We start from the raw sequence: 17,048 nt of genomic DNA, 5'->3' as shown, positions 1-17,048 counted from the left end.
TATTGATAATCGAGTGGATTGTTTACGGCGGTACAGATTTATGTTTCTATGTAGTAAAAATATTCTATCTTTTAGTAAAGCGATTACATTCTTCGACAGGCCAGAAAATCGTATGATATGAAATGTAAGCGGTTTTATAAATAACGGGGAGGCAAACAAAATGAAGATGTTCAGAAAGATAACAAGCTTGGGTTTAGCTGCAGTTTTAACGGTGACACTGGCTGCGTGCGGAAGTACGAAAAGCGATAGCAAACAACCTGCAGATTCCAACTCGCCAAAGTCTACGGCCAATGCTGCTGAGAAAATCAATCTCACGATGTGGTCGCAGTTTTCCGATCCTAACTCCAAGGATGGCGGATTTATCGGCTTTTACAAAGCGTTGGATGCGACGAAAGCAAAGTTTCCCAATGTAGAAATCGAACATACGGGGATCGGGGGAGAAGCCTATAAAACGAAGATTAAGACGGCTTCAGCAGCAAATGACTTGCCCGACATTTTCTTCTCTTGGGGCGGAGGCTTCGCACAGCCATTCGTTGCAGGAAATCGCATTTTACCGATGCAGGATCTTGTAAAAGACGGAACTATCAACAAGCTGGTCCCAGGAACGACGGACAATTTCACGTTCGACAATAAGCTTTACGGGCTTCCGACGAATATCGCAACTGCGAACCTTTATATCAATACGGAGCTATTCCAAGCCGCAGGCGCCAAAGTTCCTGCCACTTGGGAGGACTTGTTAGCTGACATTAACGCTCTAAAGGCCAAAAATATTACGCCTATCGCACTGGGGGCAAAAGACAGATGGCCTGCGATGTTCTGGAACTCCATTTTGGACATCCGCATGGGGGGAACAGCTGCAGTCAATGCAGCTTTGAATAAGACAGGATCTTTCAATACGCTGGAATTCCAGGCCGCCAGCCGCAAGTACAAGGAGCTGATTGACGCCAAGGCATTCGGGGAAAATCCACTAGGGACTTCCTATGATGAGTCAATCAATATGTTCTTAACTGGCAAAGCCGCCATCTTGTACATGGGCGCTTGGGTGAACGGACAGATCAATGCACCAGAATCTGCGGTTAAAGGGAAGGTTGAAGTGGTGAAATTTCCGACGATTTCAGGTGGGAAAGGCAATGCCGATGAATGGCATGGCGGTTCCGGAGAATCCTTCTTTATTAATAAAGATGTAAAAAATAAAGATCGCGTGTGGGAAGTTTATAAATATTTCATGGAGACGATGGCGAAGGAAGTATACCTTGCTGGTTCCGGTTCCTCCGCATGGAAAGGCGATCTTGGCGACACCTCGAAGGTAGACCCGCTTGCTGTTAAAATTGGCCAACTCTCTGCGAAAGCGACAGGTTTCTCTTACTGGTGGGATCAGATGTTGTCTGGTAATGATACGGAGTCTATGTTCGGTTCACTGATGAAATTCACAGCTGGAAAGGTATCGCCTGAGGACTTTAATAAAGAACTGCAAAGTAAAATAAATCCTGGCAAATAGAGACGAAAGATATCTAATCGAAGAAATTGGCGGAAAGCAGCTTCCGCCAGTTTGATTAGGGGAGGGAGAACCATGCAACAAGTGTTTGGCGATAAGAAAGCCATAGCCGTCTTCGTAATTCCTGCGCTAGTCTTGTTCATACTAGTAGGTTTTATCCCGATTGTTCAATCCTTTTATTACAGTATGTTGGATTGGAACGGAATCGGAAAAGGGAAATTTGTGGGATTGGCTTTGTATAAAGATCTATTCTTTACCGATACGTACGACATGCAATTTCTTCACTCTGTTTGGAATACGTTTTATTTGGCTATTTTGTCAGTGGGCTTGCAAATCCCTTTCGCGTTCCTTCTTGCCCTAATTCTGGCCAGAGGCATCAAAGGGGAGAAGTTTTATCGGACGTTATTCTTTATCCCCGTCACGATTTCTTCCGCCGTCATCGGACTCATGTTCTTATCCATTTTGAACCCGAATTACGGTGTATTGAATGCCATATTGGCGCAAATTGGACTGGAAGGATGGAAGAACGATTGGCTTACGAATGATAAAACGGCTTTATCGAGTATCATGCTTCCGGCCGTGTGGCAGTGGGTTGGTTATTACATGCTTTTGATGTATGCGGCCATAAAAGGTATTTCCGAAGAGATGTTTGACGCAGCCAAAATCGATGGGGCGTCCAGATGGCGCGCCACGTTTTCTATCGTGATTCCGTTAATAACGCCAATTATCAAGGTTTGTATCGTTTTTGCCATTATTGGCTCGTTGAAATTTTTTGATTTGACTTTTATCATGACGAACGGCACCTCGGCACCGGCGACGGATGTACCCAGCACGCTGATGTACACAACCATCTTTAAGAGAAATATGTACGGGTATGGAAGTGCAATGGCCGTCTTTATGGTGGTGGAATGTCTTGTTATTTATATGGGGCTGCAGTGGTTGTTTCGAGTACGAGGAGAGGAGAATGGCAAGTGATACTGACCCGCAAATGGATTAACACCAAACTTGTTCTTCAACTTTTTCTCGTCGTTTTTGCCATCATTCAATTTTATCCGCTGCTATGGCTAGTATTAACCTCATTCAAAACCAATATTGAAATCACTGGAAGCAATGTAATGGGACTGCCCTCCAAGTGGATGTTTGAAAACTATAAATACGTCTTTGTTGGTTCCAAGCTTGGCAGGAATTTCTTGAACAGTTTATTTTACACCGGAATTACGGTAATCACCTCGGGGTTGTTAGCGTCGATGGTATCGTATGCCGTCACCCGGATGAAATGGAAATTTAGTAAAATTGTACTTGCCTTATTTATGTCCGGGCTGATGATTCCGGTACATGCTACCTTACTGCCTATCTTTCTCATCTTAAAGCAAACCCATTTGTTAAATACGCCATGGGCGTTGATGATCCCTTATACGGTGAACGCCATTCCTCCAGCTATGTTCATCATGGTAGGATTTTTTACGAGCCTCCCCCGGGAGTTGGAAGAAGCCAGTGTCGTTGACGGGTGTAATATATATCAAGTGTTTTTCAGGATTATGCTGCCCTTGATAAAACCGGCTCTCGTTTCGGTGTCCATCTTTACGTTCCTAGCCGCATGGAATGAATTGATGTTTGCGACTACTTTTATCAATAATACCAACCTCATGACGATAACCGTTGCCATTAATTCTCTACGGGGGCTGCATATGACAGAGTATGGTCCTATCGCAGCCGGCATGGTCATCGCGACCATTCCAACGATTATTTTGTATGCCTTCTTAAGCGAGCAGGTACAGAAAAGTATCGTCGCGGGAGCAATTAAAGGCTAGTACCGCTGCGTTCATGCTATAATAAGTGGAGGAACGATAGGAAATAAGTAGAAAGGACTTCAATCAGACAGAAGGTGGTTATGTGGTGAAATTCGCCAAAATAAGAACACAAATGATATCCTATTATATTCTATTGCTATCGGTTTCTCTGCTGGTTAGCGGCGTCTTGTATCAAAGATTTAACCGAAGTCTGATCGACGGTAAGATTGCGGAAGTCTCCGAACAAAGCTTAAACGCGATTCAATCCAATATGAATTCCTTGTTCGATAATGCTTCGAAATATTCCCAAAGGGTGATTGCCAGCGGCACCGTTCAGGAGCTGTTGAAGACGGACTTCACATACGATGGATTCGTTGCTTCGAACCTGAGTATCCAAAAGGTACTAAATGAAATTTTCCTCGCGGAGTCCAGCGTAGCCTCCGTTTATTTATTCCGAAACGACGATTTATACTATTCTTTGGAATTTCAGAAGCTAGGACTTAACATTGCAAGCATGAAATCAGCTCCCTGGTACCAGGAAGCCGTAAGCAAACACGGGGGTCCGATATGGCGGATTAATGCAGGCGGGCTCCTGAATAAAGGGGAACAATATCTGTCTTTAATCCGTGTCGTGAACGATCTGAATACCGCCAAACAACTTGGCATGGTGATGATTAACATTCCGTTAGCTCAAATTAAAAAGCCCTATGAACATACCATTGACGGCAAGAAGTACGATCTTATGGTAGATCGGGAAGATGCGCTTTTGATGGAGTTTGAAAATCCCGAGTTGCAGCAGTTTGCGGAATCGGAAGAGTTTCAATCCCATGCTTCTGGGAGCTTTATCAAAACGATAGCGAATAATCGATACATCTTTGATAAGATGGAGGCCCACGGTTGGCGTTATGTAACCGCATTCTCCATGAGCGACTGGCCAAATCCGTACAAGGCAGTGAATCGCGTCCTCATCCCAATCGTCGGGTTTAATGTTGTTTTTATTTTTCTCGGGTTTATTTGGATCACGAGATCCATTATCCACCCGATATTAAGTTTATTAAAATCGATGCGAAAAGCGGAGACGGGTGATTATCAGGAAGTTCTTCTCAATCCGAATTCCAATGAGATCCGGCAGCTTCAAGATCGGTATAACCGTCTGCTTGCTACGATTCAACAATCGATGGAGCGAGAGAAAGAGGAGCAGACGCTTCGGCGAAAGCTTGAACTTCATATTCTTCATCAGCAAATTAAACCGCATTTTCTATACAATGCTTTGGAATCTGCGGGATACTTGTCGTTGGCAGGGGAAAGGGAAGAAACTTACCGCCTGATATCCTCGTTGGCCCAATATTACCGTTTGAGTTTAAGCAAAGGGAATGAAATCATCTCACTGAAAGAAGAATTTGAAATTGCCAAGAACTATTTGACGATTCAGCATATTAGATATCCAGGCATGTTTACGGCTATTTATGAATTAAGCGATGCGTTACATGATTATCCAGTTCCCAAACTCACCCTACAACCACTTGTGGAGAATGCGCTATACCATGGCATTCGGCCCATGGGGCAACAGGGGGTGATTACCGTCTCAGCCGTTTCTTCAGGCAGATCAGTCATCTTGTCCATTCAAGATGATGGCATGGGCATCTCGGAAGATAAGCTGGATTCCATGAGAGAGGAACAGCTCGTTCATAATGCTTCGAGCTTCGGGTTGCGTGGAACGATAACGAGACTTAAGCTTTTTTACGGGGAAGGCATGTCCTATTCGATTGTCAGTTCACCGGGAAATGGAACGGTCATCGACATTGAAATACCCTACTTGGAGGATTCCGAATGGAACAAGGAAGGATAACAGCCATTGCTGTAGATGACGAAGTCAATCCAAGAAAGCTTCTTCAAGTTCTCCTTGATTGGCATTCCCTTGGAATTGAATTTATCGGGGAAGCGTCTAACGGGAACGAAGCGCTGGATTTGATTGATGCGGTAAGGCCAAATATCGTATTTACCGACATTAATATGCCGTATATGGATGGATTGGAACTAGCGAAGCAGGTAAGGGAGAGAGATCCGTTCATTAAGGTTGTAATTCTAACCGCGTATCCAGAATTTGAATATGCGAAGCAAAGTGTGAAAATCGGAGTTCATGATTTCTTGTTAAAGCCCCTTCAACCAGACGTGCTTCGAAAACTGGCTGTCGATTTGAAAGAAGTGATAGAGAAAGAAACTGTCCATTGGAATGAATACCGGAAAATACAAACAGAGCTTCTTGAAAACACCCTTGAGCTAAAAGAAAAATTTCTCATGGATCTGCTTGTGGGTACCTCCTCAAATGGCGAGCAGCTTAATCGGAGATTCGACTATTTTTTTGGTGAATCACTTCGTTCATGTTTCTCAGTTGCCATACTCGATTTTCAAAGCGAGCCTAACGTTGAAGAAGAGAGAAGACTAAACCTTAGCATGGGCTGCAAGAGGGCCGTGGAATTCCTGGTACACGAGCGTGAGGGGATTCATGTTCTTCAAGATAATGGCGGACGCGTCGTGATGATCAGCTGGGATAAAGCGATTGAGTTGGAGTCGCTCGGGGAACAGGCCATTCGTATCATTAAGGATAAGCTGGGCTGCCAAGCAACGGTTGGAGTAGGAGGCGTTTGCAACAACTTGCCTATGGTGAAAAAGAGCTACAAGGAGGCCCTTGAAGCGCTGCGTTATGGCAAATTATTCGGAGGGGACCAAGTCATTTCGTTCGGAGAGGATATCCGACTTGTCAATTATTCGACAGACTTGAAGCAATCGGATACGGAAGAAATCATTTTTTTCATTAAAACGGGACTCAAAGATCAAGCCGTTAAATCGATCGATAAGCTATTTCAATCACTGGAACCCTCTGACGGAACGGCGAATGAACACATGTATTCGCTCGGTGTCCATTTCATTTCGATGCTGAATCTGGCTATGTCGGAGTTGGGCTTTACGCAATTGCGTTCGAACTTGTTGAACGGTGCCTTGTATAATCGCATGTTTGGTTGCCGCACTACCAGCGACTTGAGTCAATTTTTGTCCAAATTGGCGGAAGATACGGCGGATTATGTGCAGGGCACGCGAATGAAGAAAACGAACCAGATTGTTCACGATATACTGGCCTATCTAACTGATGAGTTTCGAAACCCCGAAGTCTCTTTGGGTTCCGTTTCCCAAAAGTTTCATCTCAATTCCAGTTATTTAAGTCGCATTTTCAAGCAGGAAATAGGGCAGGGTTTCACCGATTATTTGCTTAAGCTTCGAATTGATGAAGCCGTTAAGCTCATGAACGAAGCGGACTGGAAAGCTTATCAGATTGCTGAAAAGGTAGGGATCAAGGATCCTTATTATTTCAGCCACAGATTCAAAAAAGTAACGGGAGTTTCCATTCAGGAATACAAGAGAACTTCACAGAAATAAAAGAAAGGAACCGGCTTGATGACCGGTTCCTCTTTTTTTAGTTCAAGGACAAGACCTTCACACCGTAAGGGGCAATGTCCAGATCCCCCGCGCCAAGCCGTTCACCTTCCAACATGTCTTCCATTTCTTGCAGCAGACTGGCTTTGACGGGTTTGTTGGAGTAATTCAGGATAAAGGCAAAGCGACGATCCTGTTTCACGCGGATAGCAACCTCCACCTCAGGTGGCAGCTCCGCCCAACCTGTTGTAGCAGGTTTCAGTCCAAGACGGCGGATCAAGGCATCCGCTACTTCGCGACTGAATGCGGCCCCGTAATAATAGGCTTCACCGCTCCCATAAGGATGTAGGGTAAGAGCTGGTTTCCCCGCATAATAGTCTCCGTCGAACAGGGCCAGCGTCTGTACGTTGCTGTTCTCTGGAAGGAGGATGTCGTTGAACAGGCGTGCAGGCGTACTGGCTTCATCTCCTCCATCGATCCATCGCATGTTCGGTGTGGATGCCTCGTTCACAATAAGCGTAAAATCTTCTACCGTCACGCCGCACAGTTCCGCGACAAGACCAGGGAACGGCGTCATGCGGCAATGTCCACGTTGATCCTTATAACCCGAACGAGCTCCGAAAAGCAGCTTGCCTCCTCCGGCTACATACTGCTTGAGCAGCTCTGCCGTTTCCTCCGACATAATGGCCGGATGAGGGTAGATAAGTACTTTGTAACGAGCGAGTTCTTCCAGGTTCGTCTTGTCCTGTACATACAGGTAATCGAATGGAATATGGCTGAACTGCAGGGATTTGCCCCAACTGTATTCGCTTTCTCTCGTTAGTGGACCGTGCCATACGTCGAATTCCCCGTCCCACTCGTTGTCATAATCGTGTAAAATGCCTACTTCTGCCATGTACCGAGATCCTGCAATGACCTCTCCGATTCGTCCTAATTCCCGGCTAATGGTTTCTGCCTCGGCAACCCTCCGGTTGGGACGGTTATGGTAATCATTGATCCCATGCCAGTAAATCTCGGTACCGGATGTTGCTGTTCGCCATCTGAAGAACAAAACCATATCCGCCCCGTGAGCAACCGATTGATACGTCCACAATCGCATTTGCCCCGGCTTTGGTGCAGATTGTCCAAACAGATTCACCCAGCCGCCAGGGCCCGATTGCTGCTCCATGATGCAGAACGTAGGGGAGATCGAACGTACCTTGGTAAGTTGGTTGGAATAGCTGCGATCCATGAGCGGATCCACGCGATCAGTATCGTTCCAGATGGTTGAGAAGTTCGGATACGAGTCATAAGAAAAGAAATCCAGAAGCTCATCAGTCATGGTATGGCTATCCAGATGGCCAAATAGACCATTGGTTGTGATCCACTGCGTTGGTGCAAGCTTTCGCAAGATCTCTACCTGCAAGCGGGCAAAGGAAATGGTGTTATCCGAGATGAACCGCTTTTCATCCAGAGCTTGATGAGGGTTAGCGGATTTCGTAGGCGCAGGGCGTGGTAAATGAACCTGCTCCCAATCGGAGTAGCTCTGATTCCAGAAAACAGTCCCCCATGCCTGATTCAATGCGTCTAAGGTACCGTATTTCTCACGTAACCAAATCCGAAACGCCGCATGGTCCGCATTGGCGTAGAATACATTCACCTCGCAGTTAAGCTCATTGTCGATCTGCCAGCCTACTATGCCGGGGTGGTTCGCATAATGATTAGCCATAGCCTCGGTAATCTTCGAACAATATTCCCGGTACACGGGGCTGCTGTAATTGTAGTGACGTCTCAGCCCATGCTGATACTGCACGCCCTCAAATGTAGCATTCAGAATTTCGGGGTATTTATGGGTCATCCAGGCAGGCGGTGTCGCCGTCGGGGTACCGAGAATAACCTTCAGTCCATGTTCGTGAGCAAGGTCTATGGTACGGTCGAACAAATCGAAAGTAAATACCCCTTCTTCTGGTTCAAAAAAATTCCATGCAAACTCACCCATTCGCACGATCGTAAAGCCCATTTCTCGCATTCGTCTGTAATCGTCTGCCCACATGTGCTCCGGCCACTGCTCGGGGTAGTAGCACACGCCTAGATCAAATTTGTCTCCCGGAATGGTTTTATCCATGATGAAAAACATCTCCTTTTTCGATAGGTATAGTAATTTTTTGCTTTAAAATTCCTTTATGTACTCATTATATTCCTTTATAATATAATGTAAATAACATCATTTTGTTACACATATCAGATTTTTGCGTTCTGGAGGGTCTATGAGAATTCATTATGTATTACCGGAGCCCATGTACAAACATTACACGGTTTATCCGGATATGATTGGACAATATGCCGAATTTCCGGAACATCAGGAGTGGCGGTTTAAGGGACAGCTGCAACAATCCAATTTGCATATCGTACTAAGCGGTAAAGGCTATGTCAAAGCTAATGGAAAGGAAATCTGCTTAGAAGCAGGACAGGGTTTCTATTACGGCTCGGGTCTCGAGCAGGAGTATCGAACAGATCCGAACGATCCTTGGCAAGTATTCTGGGTGCACATAGCAGGCGATGGGATCAGCAGATTGTTGAATGGTCAAGGAACTTCTTCTGTGTGGTTGTTTACATACAGCGATGTGCCAAAGCTCAACCAACTGACAGGGGGCTTATTGGAGCTGGCTTCCCCTTATGATCGGAACGAGGTGCAGTTAGCGGTAAAGCTCTATGAACTGCTTGCTGAGCTTGCCTTACGTACGGAGACGCCTGGAACAGCGACTATGTTGGATAAGCGTGCACGGATGAGAGAGGTTGCGGAATATACTCGTACCCACTGTACGAAGCCGCTGACCCTCTTGCAGATGGCCGAACAAGCGGGTTTCAGCACCTACTATTTTAGTCGGATGTTCCACGAAGTAATGGGACGGACTCCGATGGAATGGCTGTTCGAATGTCGGCTTGTTGAAGCCAAGCAACTGCTGATGTCTACCGAATGGACGATTAAGCAAGTGGCGGAGCACACCGGCTTTTCCCAGAGCAGTTACTTCATCGCGCGCTTTCGGGAGCATACTGGATTGACTCCGCAGGAATATCGGCGTTTGTATAACTCTTAACTTCTCTAGAGTTGGCTGCAATTTTGGTTTTTACTTTGCTGTTATTGAATCAGGTTATTATGTCCTTTACAATATTCAAGGTTGGCCGCGCCGCGTATAGTTATCAAGAGATTGTAATAAAGTACTTCGCGCGCCTAGCCAAGCTAGGCACAACTAACCGGTGGAAGTCCGGTCGGGGTAAAGACCAAGCTGCCCCGTAGCTAGCAAGCAGACGTCGGCGAAATCCGGTGGCTGAAGCCTAAAGCGATGAAGAAGATGAGAACGAGAGTGAGTGAAGAACTGGCACCGCGAACACGCCTGAAATGGTCGCTCAAGGAACTCATTAAGCATATGAACCCGATCTTACAAGGGTGGAAAAATTATTATGCGAAGATGGACCCCTACATAGCGAGCAAATTCTTGGCAAAAGTGGACTGGCACATACGCAGGCGCATCAGTCTGTGGTGGAACAAGAAGCACAAGAAGCGAAAAGCCTACAAAGTAAATCTCTTCGATATACTTCAGATCGCGGGACTGAAAACCGCTTCTCCTTGGGGTAAGCCGTACTGTCCAAGGTGAAGAACGTCGGAAAGCCGTATGCGGGAAAACCGCATGTACGGTTTGATGAGGAGGGGCTGGCAGTCCCAGCCCTTTACTCTACAAAACTTATTTATATTTTAGTCGTTTTGTACGAAACAACCAATTTAAAACTTTATTTGTATTTTTAGTATCACAAAAAGTCTTGAAGTGACAAATAAAGTCTTGAGTAATTAGGCGTTCACTCTACTAGGTGAACGCTTATTATTTTAGCAGGGTGGGGAGGAGGGGAGGTGACTAGATGAACGAATCTTTCTTAAGAGGATTTTGTTTTAAGGTGATAGCCCAGGCGATTAAACTAACAGGAGCACCTGGTGGCGATCGAAGCGGAGAGGTTTTACAAGTTCTGCGAATCACTAAGAATAATATGCTAGGTTCTACTCTATTTTTCTATCTTCTGATATTATAGAATTTATGGTATGGGAATATATGTATGTAACTAAAGAATTGGAAGGTGATGACGATTAAATCTCAGATAACCGCACAAGCTCGCAAGGAAGGAGAACACGGATCGACATCGAAATCAGACCCTGCCCGCCGCGGCTCCTCATCTGAGCAGACCTTGCTCACCGGCAGCGTCCAGCGGCAAAGCGCGTTTGGAGGTTCAGGCATTACGCCTTCCGCCTCTCAAGTGCTGCAGCTGCAGCGAACGATCGGCAATCAGGCTACAGCCAAGCTGCTCACCTCCCGCATGGATGCAAGAACGGTCGTTCAGCGTACCCCGGCGATCATTCAGCGCGAAGATACCTTGCCAGATCCAGTGAAAGACGTACAGGTCAATCCGTTATTGAACTTGATTCAATCACAGCGCCAGCAAATCTCAGATCTTCAGAGATCGAAAGAGGTAAGCTCCGACGATCAGGAGGCTCTTGAGCAATGCTTTAAGAAGCTGACGACCTTGTATATCCAAATGGGACAAACCGATAATCCTATGGCCCTCTGGGAAAGCTTTATCATATGGACGGAGAATTCGGCATGGTCAGGCGGCGGCTCGGAGTATTGGGAGGCTTTCACACGTCTTGCCAATGCAAGTGACGCGAAGAAAGAGAAAGAGAAAGAGAAGGATGAAGAGAAAAAGGGCGGCGCCAAATCATGGAGTCCGGAATGTGACGCCGTTTTCGACGATATGAACGACCAGTACGGACGATGGAATGGCAAACTCAAGACACGGGGAGCCTGGTGGGGCTCCGCTCAGCCGGGCTCGACAACCGGAGCCAAGAATGTCCCTTCCGAGGTTATCAAGGAGCTCAAGAAGCGGGTCGGCGGCACAGGCTGGAGATTCTCGGATAGCTTCAGCGGCGGTATCTCGTTTCACAAAACGCGAGGCGGCGTGGATTTCATCTATCACATGCTTCCTCCGAATTAATGCCTTCTCAAAAGGGCTTTGCCCCGAGCAGTTGTCACTGCTTGGAGCAAAGCCCTTCGTTGATGAATTGGATTAGCAGCCGTTGCCGAACAGACCTTGTTGGAGCGCAGCAGCTCCGCCAAGAACGTCAAGGTCAGCCCTTGTCTTTCTGCAATATAAGAAGTCACAATCGAAGAAATGGATTTTTACGTTCGCACATATAACTGTCTTAAGCGATAGCGGCCTCTAGGCGTAGCCAACTACCAAGAGTTCCTGAAACCGATTGGCAGAAACCGATCACGGATCTGTCCGCGTCTGAGGCAGCTCGCCGGCATCCATCTGATTCGTCGCCGGCGGGCTGCCAAAGCGGCGGAATGCATAAAATGGAGAATTATAGCAAAATAAAACAGGGAGCAGATTGCCGCGGCATCTACTCCCTGTTTTCATTCAAGAAAACGGGCAGATTACGCTAATGAAGGAATTTAAAGAGGTCTACCCGAATAATGAATTATCCCTTAAGGAAGTAGGTTTGTTTGTGAGAAGTGAACATTTATTAAAGCTCCTGCATGAGAAGGAATTGTATACTGACCGTCCATTTGATGGGTGTAGCGAAGCAGAAATAAAGTTACTGGAGCAAGAAATGGGAATCAGGTTACCCGAGTCTTATCGCCAATATTTACTTGCTGTCGACCATTATTCGGGAAGATTGTTCCAAGCGCAGATACGGAGTTCTCACAACTAAAGGAACTTCAGGATGAGGCAAAAGAATTATTACGAGAGAATAATAACCCGTTAGTGTTGTCTGATAGCACTTTTGTATTCTCAATTCACCAGGGTTATGAAATTAGATTTTTTAAATTAAATGAGGGGGATAATTTGGTTTACATGTAAATCCGGAGAAAGGTGCAAATGCGGTGGAGGTTGTTCTTCATCCGTATGAGTCCATCGTTCTGCTCCATGTTGCTGTCTTTGAAGGTTATGACGCGTTGCCGCAGTATATAGCCGGGGCCGAATTTGAGCTAAAAGGCGAATGGATCGTATCCACTTCTGAGGCTGAACATTATCCTCGGTTTAAAGAATGGGGAAGACTGGCTGATCTAACGAATATGAGTAGGCCTGAATATTTACCCCGATTTACAGGCACCTTCCGATACGAAACGGAGTTTGAGTGGGATGAATCTGCAAATCAGGCTCTTTTGGACTTGGGTGAGGTCTATGAAACGGCACAAGTATGTGCTTGTTCGCTTGTTTTTTTTGGCAATAACACGATTCGTGCATAATTAGACGTTACGAAAAACCGAATGGGTGGATCTTTGTGGATGAAGAAATGTTCGATAATATCGTTCTATTCGGCTTAGGAGGAGTTTTTTTGTTTGTCAACAGTAGATTCCCAGTTCCATTCCCGAGATATCCCATAATCTTCCCGATTTTTTCCCGGCCGCATCTCATGAAACCCGGCTGCTTATGCTGTAAGATGGATGAAGTAAGTAATTCAGTTTACAGAGGGTTTATCGATGAAGAAAAAGAACAAAGGACTGAAATGGATGTTGGGAGCTTTACTGGCTGTGGTTGTTTCACTGGCATCGGTTGGCGGCACCCCGCCTGCAGGCGTTAGCAGCTAATAATCATAACCCTTTTGCAGGGGCGGGAGTGATCACTCGGTTCATTAATCGACGAAATGGAGGATTTTGTAAATGGCAGTATTGGTTACAGCGGAGCCGGCTATATTGGAAGCCATGTAGTTGCCGCCTCTGTTCATCTAGTTCATCATAGATCATGCTTCCGATTCTACTTATTTTTTTAGCATATGGCTTTACGGCCTCGCTGTGACTTCAGTATAAGATAAGCTGCGCCTTTGCAAAAGGTTGAACTTTTATCACCCCGGTATGGTTGGAGGCTTATGATGGTAATTTTATACTTTCCCATATTCATGTCATTGTGGACGCTTGGAACGATCATGCTGGTGAATAATCCGAAGCATGCGCATGTCCGCTGGTTTAGCACGTTGTTATTTGTTACCGGCTTTGCCAGCTTTTCTGTTGTTCTGAATGTTCTGCTCTTACCCTGGATGCGCTCGTCGTCTTCGTTCACAATGGAAGCGATTGAAGCAGTCAGGCTATTTACGATGGTTGCTTGGGGACTGGAATATCATTTTTTACCTTACCTTTTGCTAATGTGTGCGCTTGTGTTCACCAGACTTTTTCAACGGAGAACGCTCCTCCTGTTTAGCCTGCTCGTGCCGCTGCCGATTCTCATATATTTGGCAACCACACCGCCCTTATATCCTGAATTGCAGCTCGGCCATCCACTGTTCAGGTTCATGTCCGGAATTTATTTTGCGGCAGGGTTGGCTATTTATTGGCTGCGTTATATAACCGAGAGGAGCCCTTTTCATAGGAAAAACAGCTTTCGCACCTCGGCTGCCCTTTTGGTGTGTATTAGTTTTTTGTATGCGACGGATTATTACGGGATCGACCATTTCCTCATCATCCGGGATGGATTGCAGATCAAGAGCAACAACATGTGGCAGTTTAATTTCCTAATCGCTCTGGCATTTGTGTCCATGTTTATTTTCTACTCCATGAAATATGGGTTTATGGGGATCAAGTTGAGAATTGAAAAACAAAAGATCGATTATTCCATGAAAAATTTAACCCAAGGCGCCCTCATTCTGAACCATACGATCAAGAACGAAGTGCAGAAGATCAACTATTTGAGCAGTCGTATGCGGGGTGCCGTGGTCAGCAATGACAAGGATGAGACACTTCACAATCTCGAAAATTTGGACCGGGTGGCCGAGCATATTCTGAATATGGTCAACCAATTCAAAAAAAGGACTGACGAGATCGTCTTGCTAGAGCAGGAACACCGGCTGGCGGGCTTACTGGAGTTCAGTATTCAGACACTGGAACCGATGTTTCAGAATAAACGGGTCCAAATCGCGAGTTATGTGCAGATCGACCCGATCCTATCGTGTGATGCCACCCATATCCGGGAAGTGCTCAGCAACTTGCTCATCAATGCGATGGATGCTCTTGAACCGGGCAAAGGCCAAATAACTGTAACGGTCTTGAATGAAAAGAAAGAAGTACTCGTCTGGGTGAAAGACAACGGAACGGGTATTTCGAAAGAAAACGCAGCGAAGTTGTTCGATCCTTTTTTTACGACAAAAAAAGGAACCTCGAACTACGGTCTCGGTCTCAACTATTGTTACGCGGTGATGCAGAAGCATGGAGGCGGCATTCGCCTGGTGGAATCGAATCCGGGACAAGGGACCTGGATGGAGCTTCGTTTTCCGTCCAAACGGGTGCGCCTGATAACCGCAGCAAAGCGCTCCGCCCCGATACAGGCCGGCGTTCAATGAGAGGAAGGGAACGGATGGTACAGAACATACGTGTCATGCTGGTGGAGGATGATCCGTTCTGGAGGGAACGGATGGCGGAGGATTTGGGCAAGGAAGCTGACATCGAAATCGTCAAAGCGGCAGCAACCGGACAGGAGGCTCTGGAAGCGGCGGCGTCAATAGAGATGGATGTTGTGCTTATGGATATTAACTTGACTCATAATAATTTGGACGGTTTAGACACAACCAAAGAGTTGATGCTGGCGAAGCAATTTGAAGTGAAGATCATCATGTTAACTTCATTGACGGAAAAAGAAATCATTGTGAAGGCATTCCAGAACGGGGCGGTCAACTATATCAGCAAATCGAATTTCCAGGATATCGTGCGAGCGATCCGTGAGGCGTACAACGGAGAATCTTCCATCCATCCGGATGCCGCCGTCACGATGCGGGAGGAAATTCGGTTAATGCAGCTCACTTCCTCGGAACGGGAAATTCATGAGCTCAGACAGCGTGGTTATAGCCGGACCGAGATGTCGAAAATACTGAACAAGTCTCTGAACACGATCAAGACGCAAATTAGGAGCATACGGAATAAGCTGCTGAAATGATTCATGATCCTAACCATATACAAGATCGTTGCATTAGTTCTAAGTTCTAGTTATTTTGAGTTCAAGGCACCCGCTGATGGCAAAAAGGATTTGCTGCAATTTCACGTGCAAAATAGAGGAATTATTGCTATCTGCCTTGACCACTAGCTATCATCGATTTGTTATAAACAACCCCCTGCCTCCAGTTCAAAGATACGGGGAGGCCCCGCTATGCGATGCCTCCATGCGTGCCAAGGTGCAATGCTTGAAGCTGCCAAGCCTCCCGCAGCTGAGTAGGGATTTCGAAAGGAGCGCGGTTGTAGCCTGAGATGTTGAAAACCTCTTTATTCAGGAGAGACATTCCGAGCTTGTTGATAACCGATGATTCAAGAATTCCTGTTAGGAGGAAGTTTTTCTTCATCACGAAACCCCAATTGGTCTTCGGAACTTCCATCCAATCCGCTATCTGATCACCTACCAGATGACGGATAAGGGCAGGAATAATACCATCAAATCGTTCTCCCGGAATCAAGTTCACGTGCATGTCGATAAGAGCTTTTGTCATATGAACGCCTTCCCGTGACGGCCCGTGATGTCTACGTGCAATCGATTCGGTGACTGCTTGCGCCTCAGCCATCGTTTCAGGGATAATATCGGGGCGGATTCCCAGTTCCTCGCCGACAACCCGCCAAAAATAAATATAATCCTCAGCTTCCTGCATGGATACATGGATACCAAGCATCCTTAAGGAATGGATGACGACATAGGAAAAGCTCATAAGCGTACCAAGAAGGTCTTCCTGACAGATCGGTTCCCCAAGCTCGTGTTCAGCCCATTTGCCGGTACGACTTATTAAGTGACGGACGGCGGCATGGATAAACCGGACCTTATGAATGGCCTTAATTCCTTTCCCGCCAGCAGTAAGTCCGCCCGGGGAGATGGCCAGAATCACGAATTGCCCGGTTTCGGCAATGCGTTGATAAGGATTTTGACCCAATCGGTAAGTATATGTTAGTGTCTTAACACCCTTTATACCTGCATAACATTGAACCAGGGCCGCAGTTGCCAGGATGAGAGAGATGGCGACCCCGTTTTTCATAAAAAAATCCGATGCGCGGTCTATTCGCCCCAAATCTACCCAATCCGGAAGCGATGCGTTGTTTCGCAGCCAATCTTCGATGTTGTCGGGGAGCGTAGGGGGGATTGCCTGATCATTATGTACCAGATTTCGCAAAAGTTGATTAACAGCATCCATCTGACCGGTATGAATTAGCTCCGCGACGATTTGATCGGGCACCGGATCCCCCTCCGCACGTGACTTTTCTAATATTTGATCAAGAGCAAGCAAGTCAGATCATCCTTCCATTCTTATAATTGTTCATGTATCTGGTAATGCCTTT

General features: G+C 46.3%; 15 protein-coding genes. 13 read left to right on the top strand and 2 right to left on the bottom strand.

What is annotated here, in order from left to right; translation table 11 throughout:
- Positions 1 to 160 precede the first annotated feature (160 nt).
- The 5 genes from QFZ78_RS12655 (at position 161) to QFZ78_RS12635 (ending at position 6,720) form a co-directional block, all read left to right on the top strand.
- Positions 161 to 1,498, top strand: a complete 1,338-nt coding sequence (locus tag QFZ78_RS12655; protein WP_307547934.1) for an extracellular solute-binding protein — start codon at positions 161 to 163, stop codon at positions 1,496 to 1,498.
- Positions 1,499 to 1,570: 72 nt separating this feature from the next.
- Complete coding sequence (locus tag QFZ78_RS12650) at positions 1,571 to 2,470, top strand: carbohydrate ABC transporter permease (protein ID WP_307547932.1); 900 nt, start codon at positions 1,571 to 1,573, stop codon at positions 2,468 to 2,470.
- Complete coding sequence (locus tag QFZ78_RS12645; protein WP_307547930.1) at positions 2,467 to 3,306, top strand: carbohydrate ABC transporter permease; 840 nt, start codon at positions 2,467 to 2,469, stop codon at positions 3,304 to 3,306. Before QFZ78_RS12650 ends, QFZ78_RS12645 begins: the two co-directional genes overlap by 4 nt.
- Before the next feature lie 85 nt (positions 3,307 to 3,391).
- Positions 3,392 to 5,134: a cache domain-containing sensor histidine kinase gene (locus tag QFZ78_RS12640; RefSeq protein ID WP_307547928.1), complete on the top strand. Its 1,743-nt coding sequence runs from the start codon at positions 3,392 to 3,394 to the stop codon at positions 5,132 to 5,134.
- Positions 5,116 to 6,720: a response regulator gene (locus QFZ78_RS12635; protein ID WP_307547926.1), complete on the top strand. Its 1,605-nt coding sequence runs from the start codon at positions 5,116 to 5,118 to the stop codon at positions 6,718 to 6,720. The genes QFZ78_RS12640 and QFZ78_RS12635 overlap by 19 nt, the downstream gene beginning before the upstream one ends.
- Positions 6,721 to 6,757: 37 nt before the next feature.
- On the opposite strand, the gene QFZ78_RS12630 is transcribed toward QFZ78_RS12635, so the two are convergent.
- The gene (locus QFZ78_RS12630; RefSeq protein WP_307547924.1) at positions 6,758 to 8,821 is read right to left on the bottom strand and encodes a beta-galactosidase; all 2,064 of its coding nucleotides are present in this window, start codon (positions 8,819 to 8,821) and stop codon (positions 6,758 to 6,760) included.
- A 142-nt stretch (positions 8,822 to 8,963) separates the two neighbouring features.
- Here QFZ78_RS12630 and QFZ78_RS12625 point away from each other — a divergent pair, with 142 nt between their 5' ends.
- From QFZ78_RS12625 to QFZ78_RS12590, 8 genes are all read left to right on the top strand, one after another.
- Complete coding sequence (locus tag QFZ78_RS12625) at positions 8,964 to 9,794, top strand: AraC family transcriptional regulator (protein WP_307547921.1); 831 nt, start codon at positions 8,964 to 8,966, stop codon at positions 9,792 to 9,794.
- Between the two features lie 246 nt (positions 9,795 to 10,040).
- Positions 10,041 to 10,352, top strand: coding sequence for a group II intron maturase-specific domain-containing protein (locus QFZ78_RS12620; RefSeq protein WP_307547920.1), 312 nt, complete (start codon positions 10,041 to 10,043; stop codon positions 10,350 to 10,352).
- 259 nt (positions 10,353 to 10,611) lie between these two features.
- Entirely contained in the window at positions 10,612 to 10,779 is a 168-nt protein-coding gene (locus QFZ78_RS12615; protein WP_307547918.1) for a hypothetical protein, read from the top strand.
- A gap of 48 nt (positions 10,780 to 10,827) precedes the next feature.
- Positions 10,828 to 11,736, top strand: a complete 909-nt coding sequence (locus tag QFZ78_RS12610) for a hypothetical protein (protein ID WP_307547915.1) — start codon at positions 10,828 to 10,830, stop codon at positions 11,734 to 11,736.
- 451 nt (positions 11,737 to 12,187) lie between these two features.
- Positions 12,188 to 12,457, top strand: a complete 270-nt coding sequence (locus QFZ78_RS12605) for an SMI1/KNR4 family protein (protein WP_307547914.1) — start codon at positions 12,188 to 12,190, stop codon at positions 12,455 to 12,457.
- A 172-nt stretch (positions 12,458 to 12,629) separates the two neighbouring features.
- The gene (locus QFZ78_RS12600) at positions 12,630 to 12,995 is read left to right on the top strand and encodes a hypothetical protein (RefSeq protein ID WP_307547913.1); all 366 of its coding nucleotides are present in this window, start codon (positions 12,630 to 12,632) and stop codon (positions 12,993 to 12,995) included.
- Positions 12,996 to 13,615: 620 nt separating this feature from the next.
- On the top strand, positions 13,616 to 15,079 hold the full coding sequence (locus QFZ78_RS12595; protein WP_307547911.1) for a sensor histidine kinase: 1,464 nt from the start codon (positions 13,616 to 13,618) through the stop codon (positions 15,077 to 15,079).
- Positions 15,080 to 15,093: 14 nt separating this feature from the next.
- The gene (locus QFZ78_RS12590; RefSeq protein ID WP_307547909.1) at positions 15,094 to 15,669 is read left to right on the top strand and encodes a response regulator; all 576 of its coding nucleotides are present in this window, start codon (positions 15,094 to 15,096) and stop codon (positions 15,667 to 15,669) included.
- Between the two features lie 208 nt (positions 15,670 to 15,877).
- Here the strand turns inward: QFZ78_RS12590 and QFZ78_RS12585 are convergent, their stop codons facing one another.
- Positions 15,878 to 16,996 (bottom strand): oxygenase MpaB family protein, encoded by a 1,119-nt coding sequence (locus QFZ78_RS12585; protein ID WP_307547907.1) that lies wholly within the window; start codon positions 16,994 to 16,996, stop codon positions 15,878 to 15,880.
- Positions 16,997 to 17,048: the final 52 nt, after the last annotated feature.

It is taken from the genome of Paenibacillus sp. V4I5 (genome assembly GCF_030817255.1).
Classification (GTDB): Bacteria; Bacillota; Bacilli; order Paenibacillales; family NBRC-103111; genus Paenibacillus_E.
The sequence above is the reverse complement of the archived record's forward strand: the minus strand, read 5'-3'. Positions and strand labels throughout refer to the sequence as shown.

What these genes read in the sequence shown, in the direction of transcription:
- QFZ78_RS12655 (WP_307547934.1), top strand. Translation starts at nt 161, where the DNA reads ATGAAGATGTTCAGAAAGATAACAAGCTTGGGTTTAGCTGCAGTTTTA.
- QFZ78_RS12650 (WP_307547932.1), top strand. Translation starts at nt 1,571, where the DNA reads ATGCAACAAGTGTTTGGCGATAAGAAAGCCATAGCCGTCTTCGTAATT.
- QFZ78_RS12635 (WP_307547926.1), top strand. Translation starts at nt 5,116, where the DNA reads ATGGAACAAGGAAGGATAACAGCCATTGCTGTAGATGACGAAGTCAAT.
- QFZ78_RS12630 (WP_307547924.1), bottom strand. Translation starts at nt 8,821, where the DNA reads ATGGATAAAACCATTCCGGGAGACAAATTTGATCTAGGCGTGTGCTAC.
- QFZ78_RS12625 (WP_307547921.1), top strand. Translation starts at nt 8,964, where the DNA reads ATGAGAATTCATTATGTATTACCGGAGCCCATGTACAAACATTACACG.
- QFZ78_RS12620 (WP_307547920.1), top strand. Translation starts at nt 10,041, where the DNA reads ATGAAGAAGATGAGAACGAGAGTGAGTGAAGAACTGGCACCGCGAACA.
- QFZ78_RS12615 (WP_307547918.1), top strand. Translation starts at nt 10,612, where the DNA reads ATGAACGAATCTTTCTTAAGAGGATTTTGTTTTAAGGTGATAGCCCAG.
- QFZ78_RS12610 (WP_307547915.1), top strand. Translation starts at nt 10,828, where the DNA reads ATGACGATTAAATCTCAGATAACCGCACAAGCTCGCAAGGAAGGAGAA.
- QFZ78_RS12605 (WP_307547914.1), top strand. Translation starts at nt 12,188, where the DNA reads ATGAAGGAATTTAAAGAGGTCTACCCGAATAATGAATTATCCCTTAAG.
- QFZ78_RS12595 (WP_307547911.1), top strand. Translation starts at nt 13,616, where the DNA reads ATGATGGTAATTTTATACTTTCCCATATTCATGTCATTGTGGACGCTT.
- QFZ78_RS12590 (WP_307547909.1), top strand. Translation starts at nt 15,094, where the DNA reads ATGGTACAGAACATACGTGTCATGCTGGTGGAGGATGATCCGTTCTGG.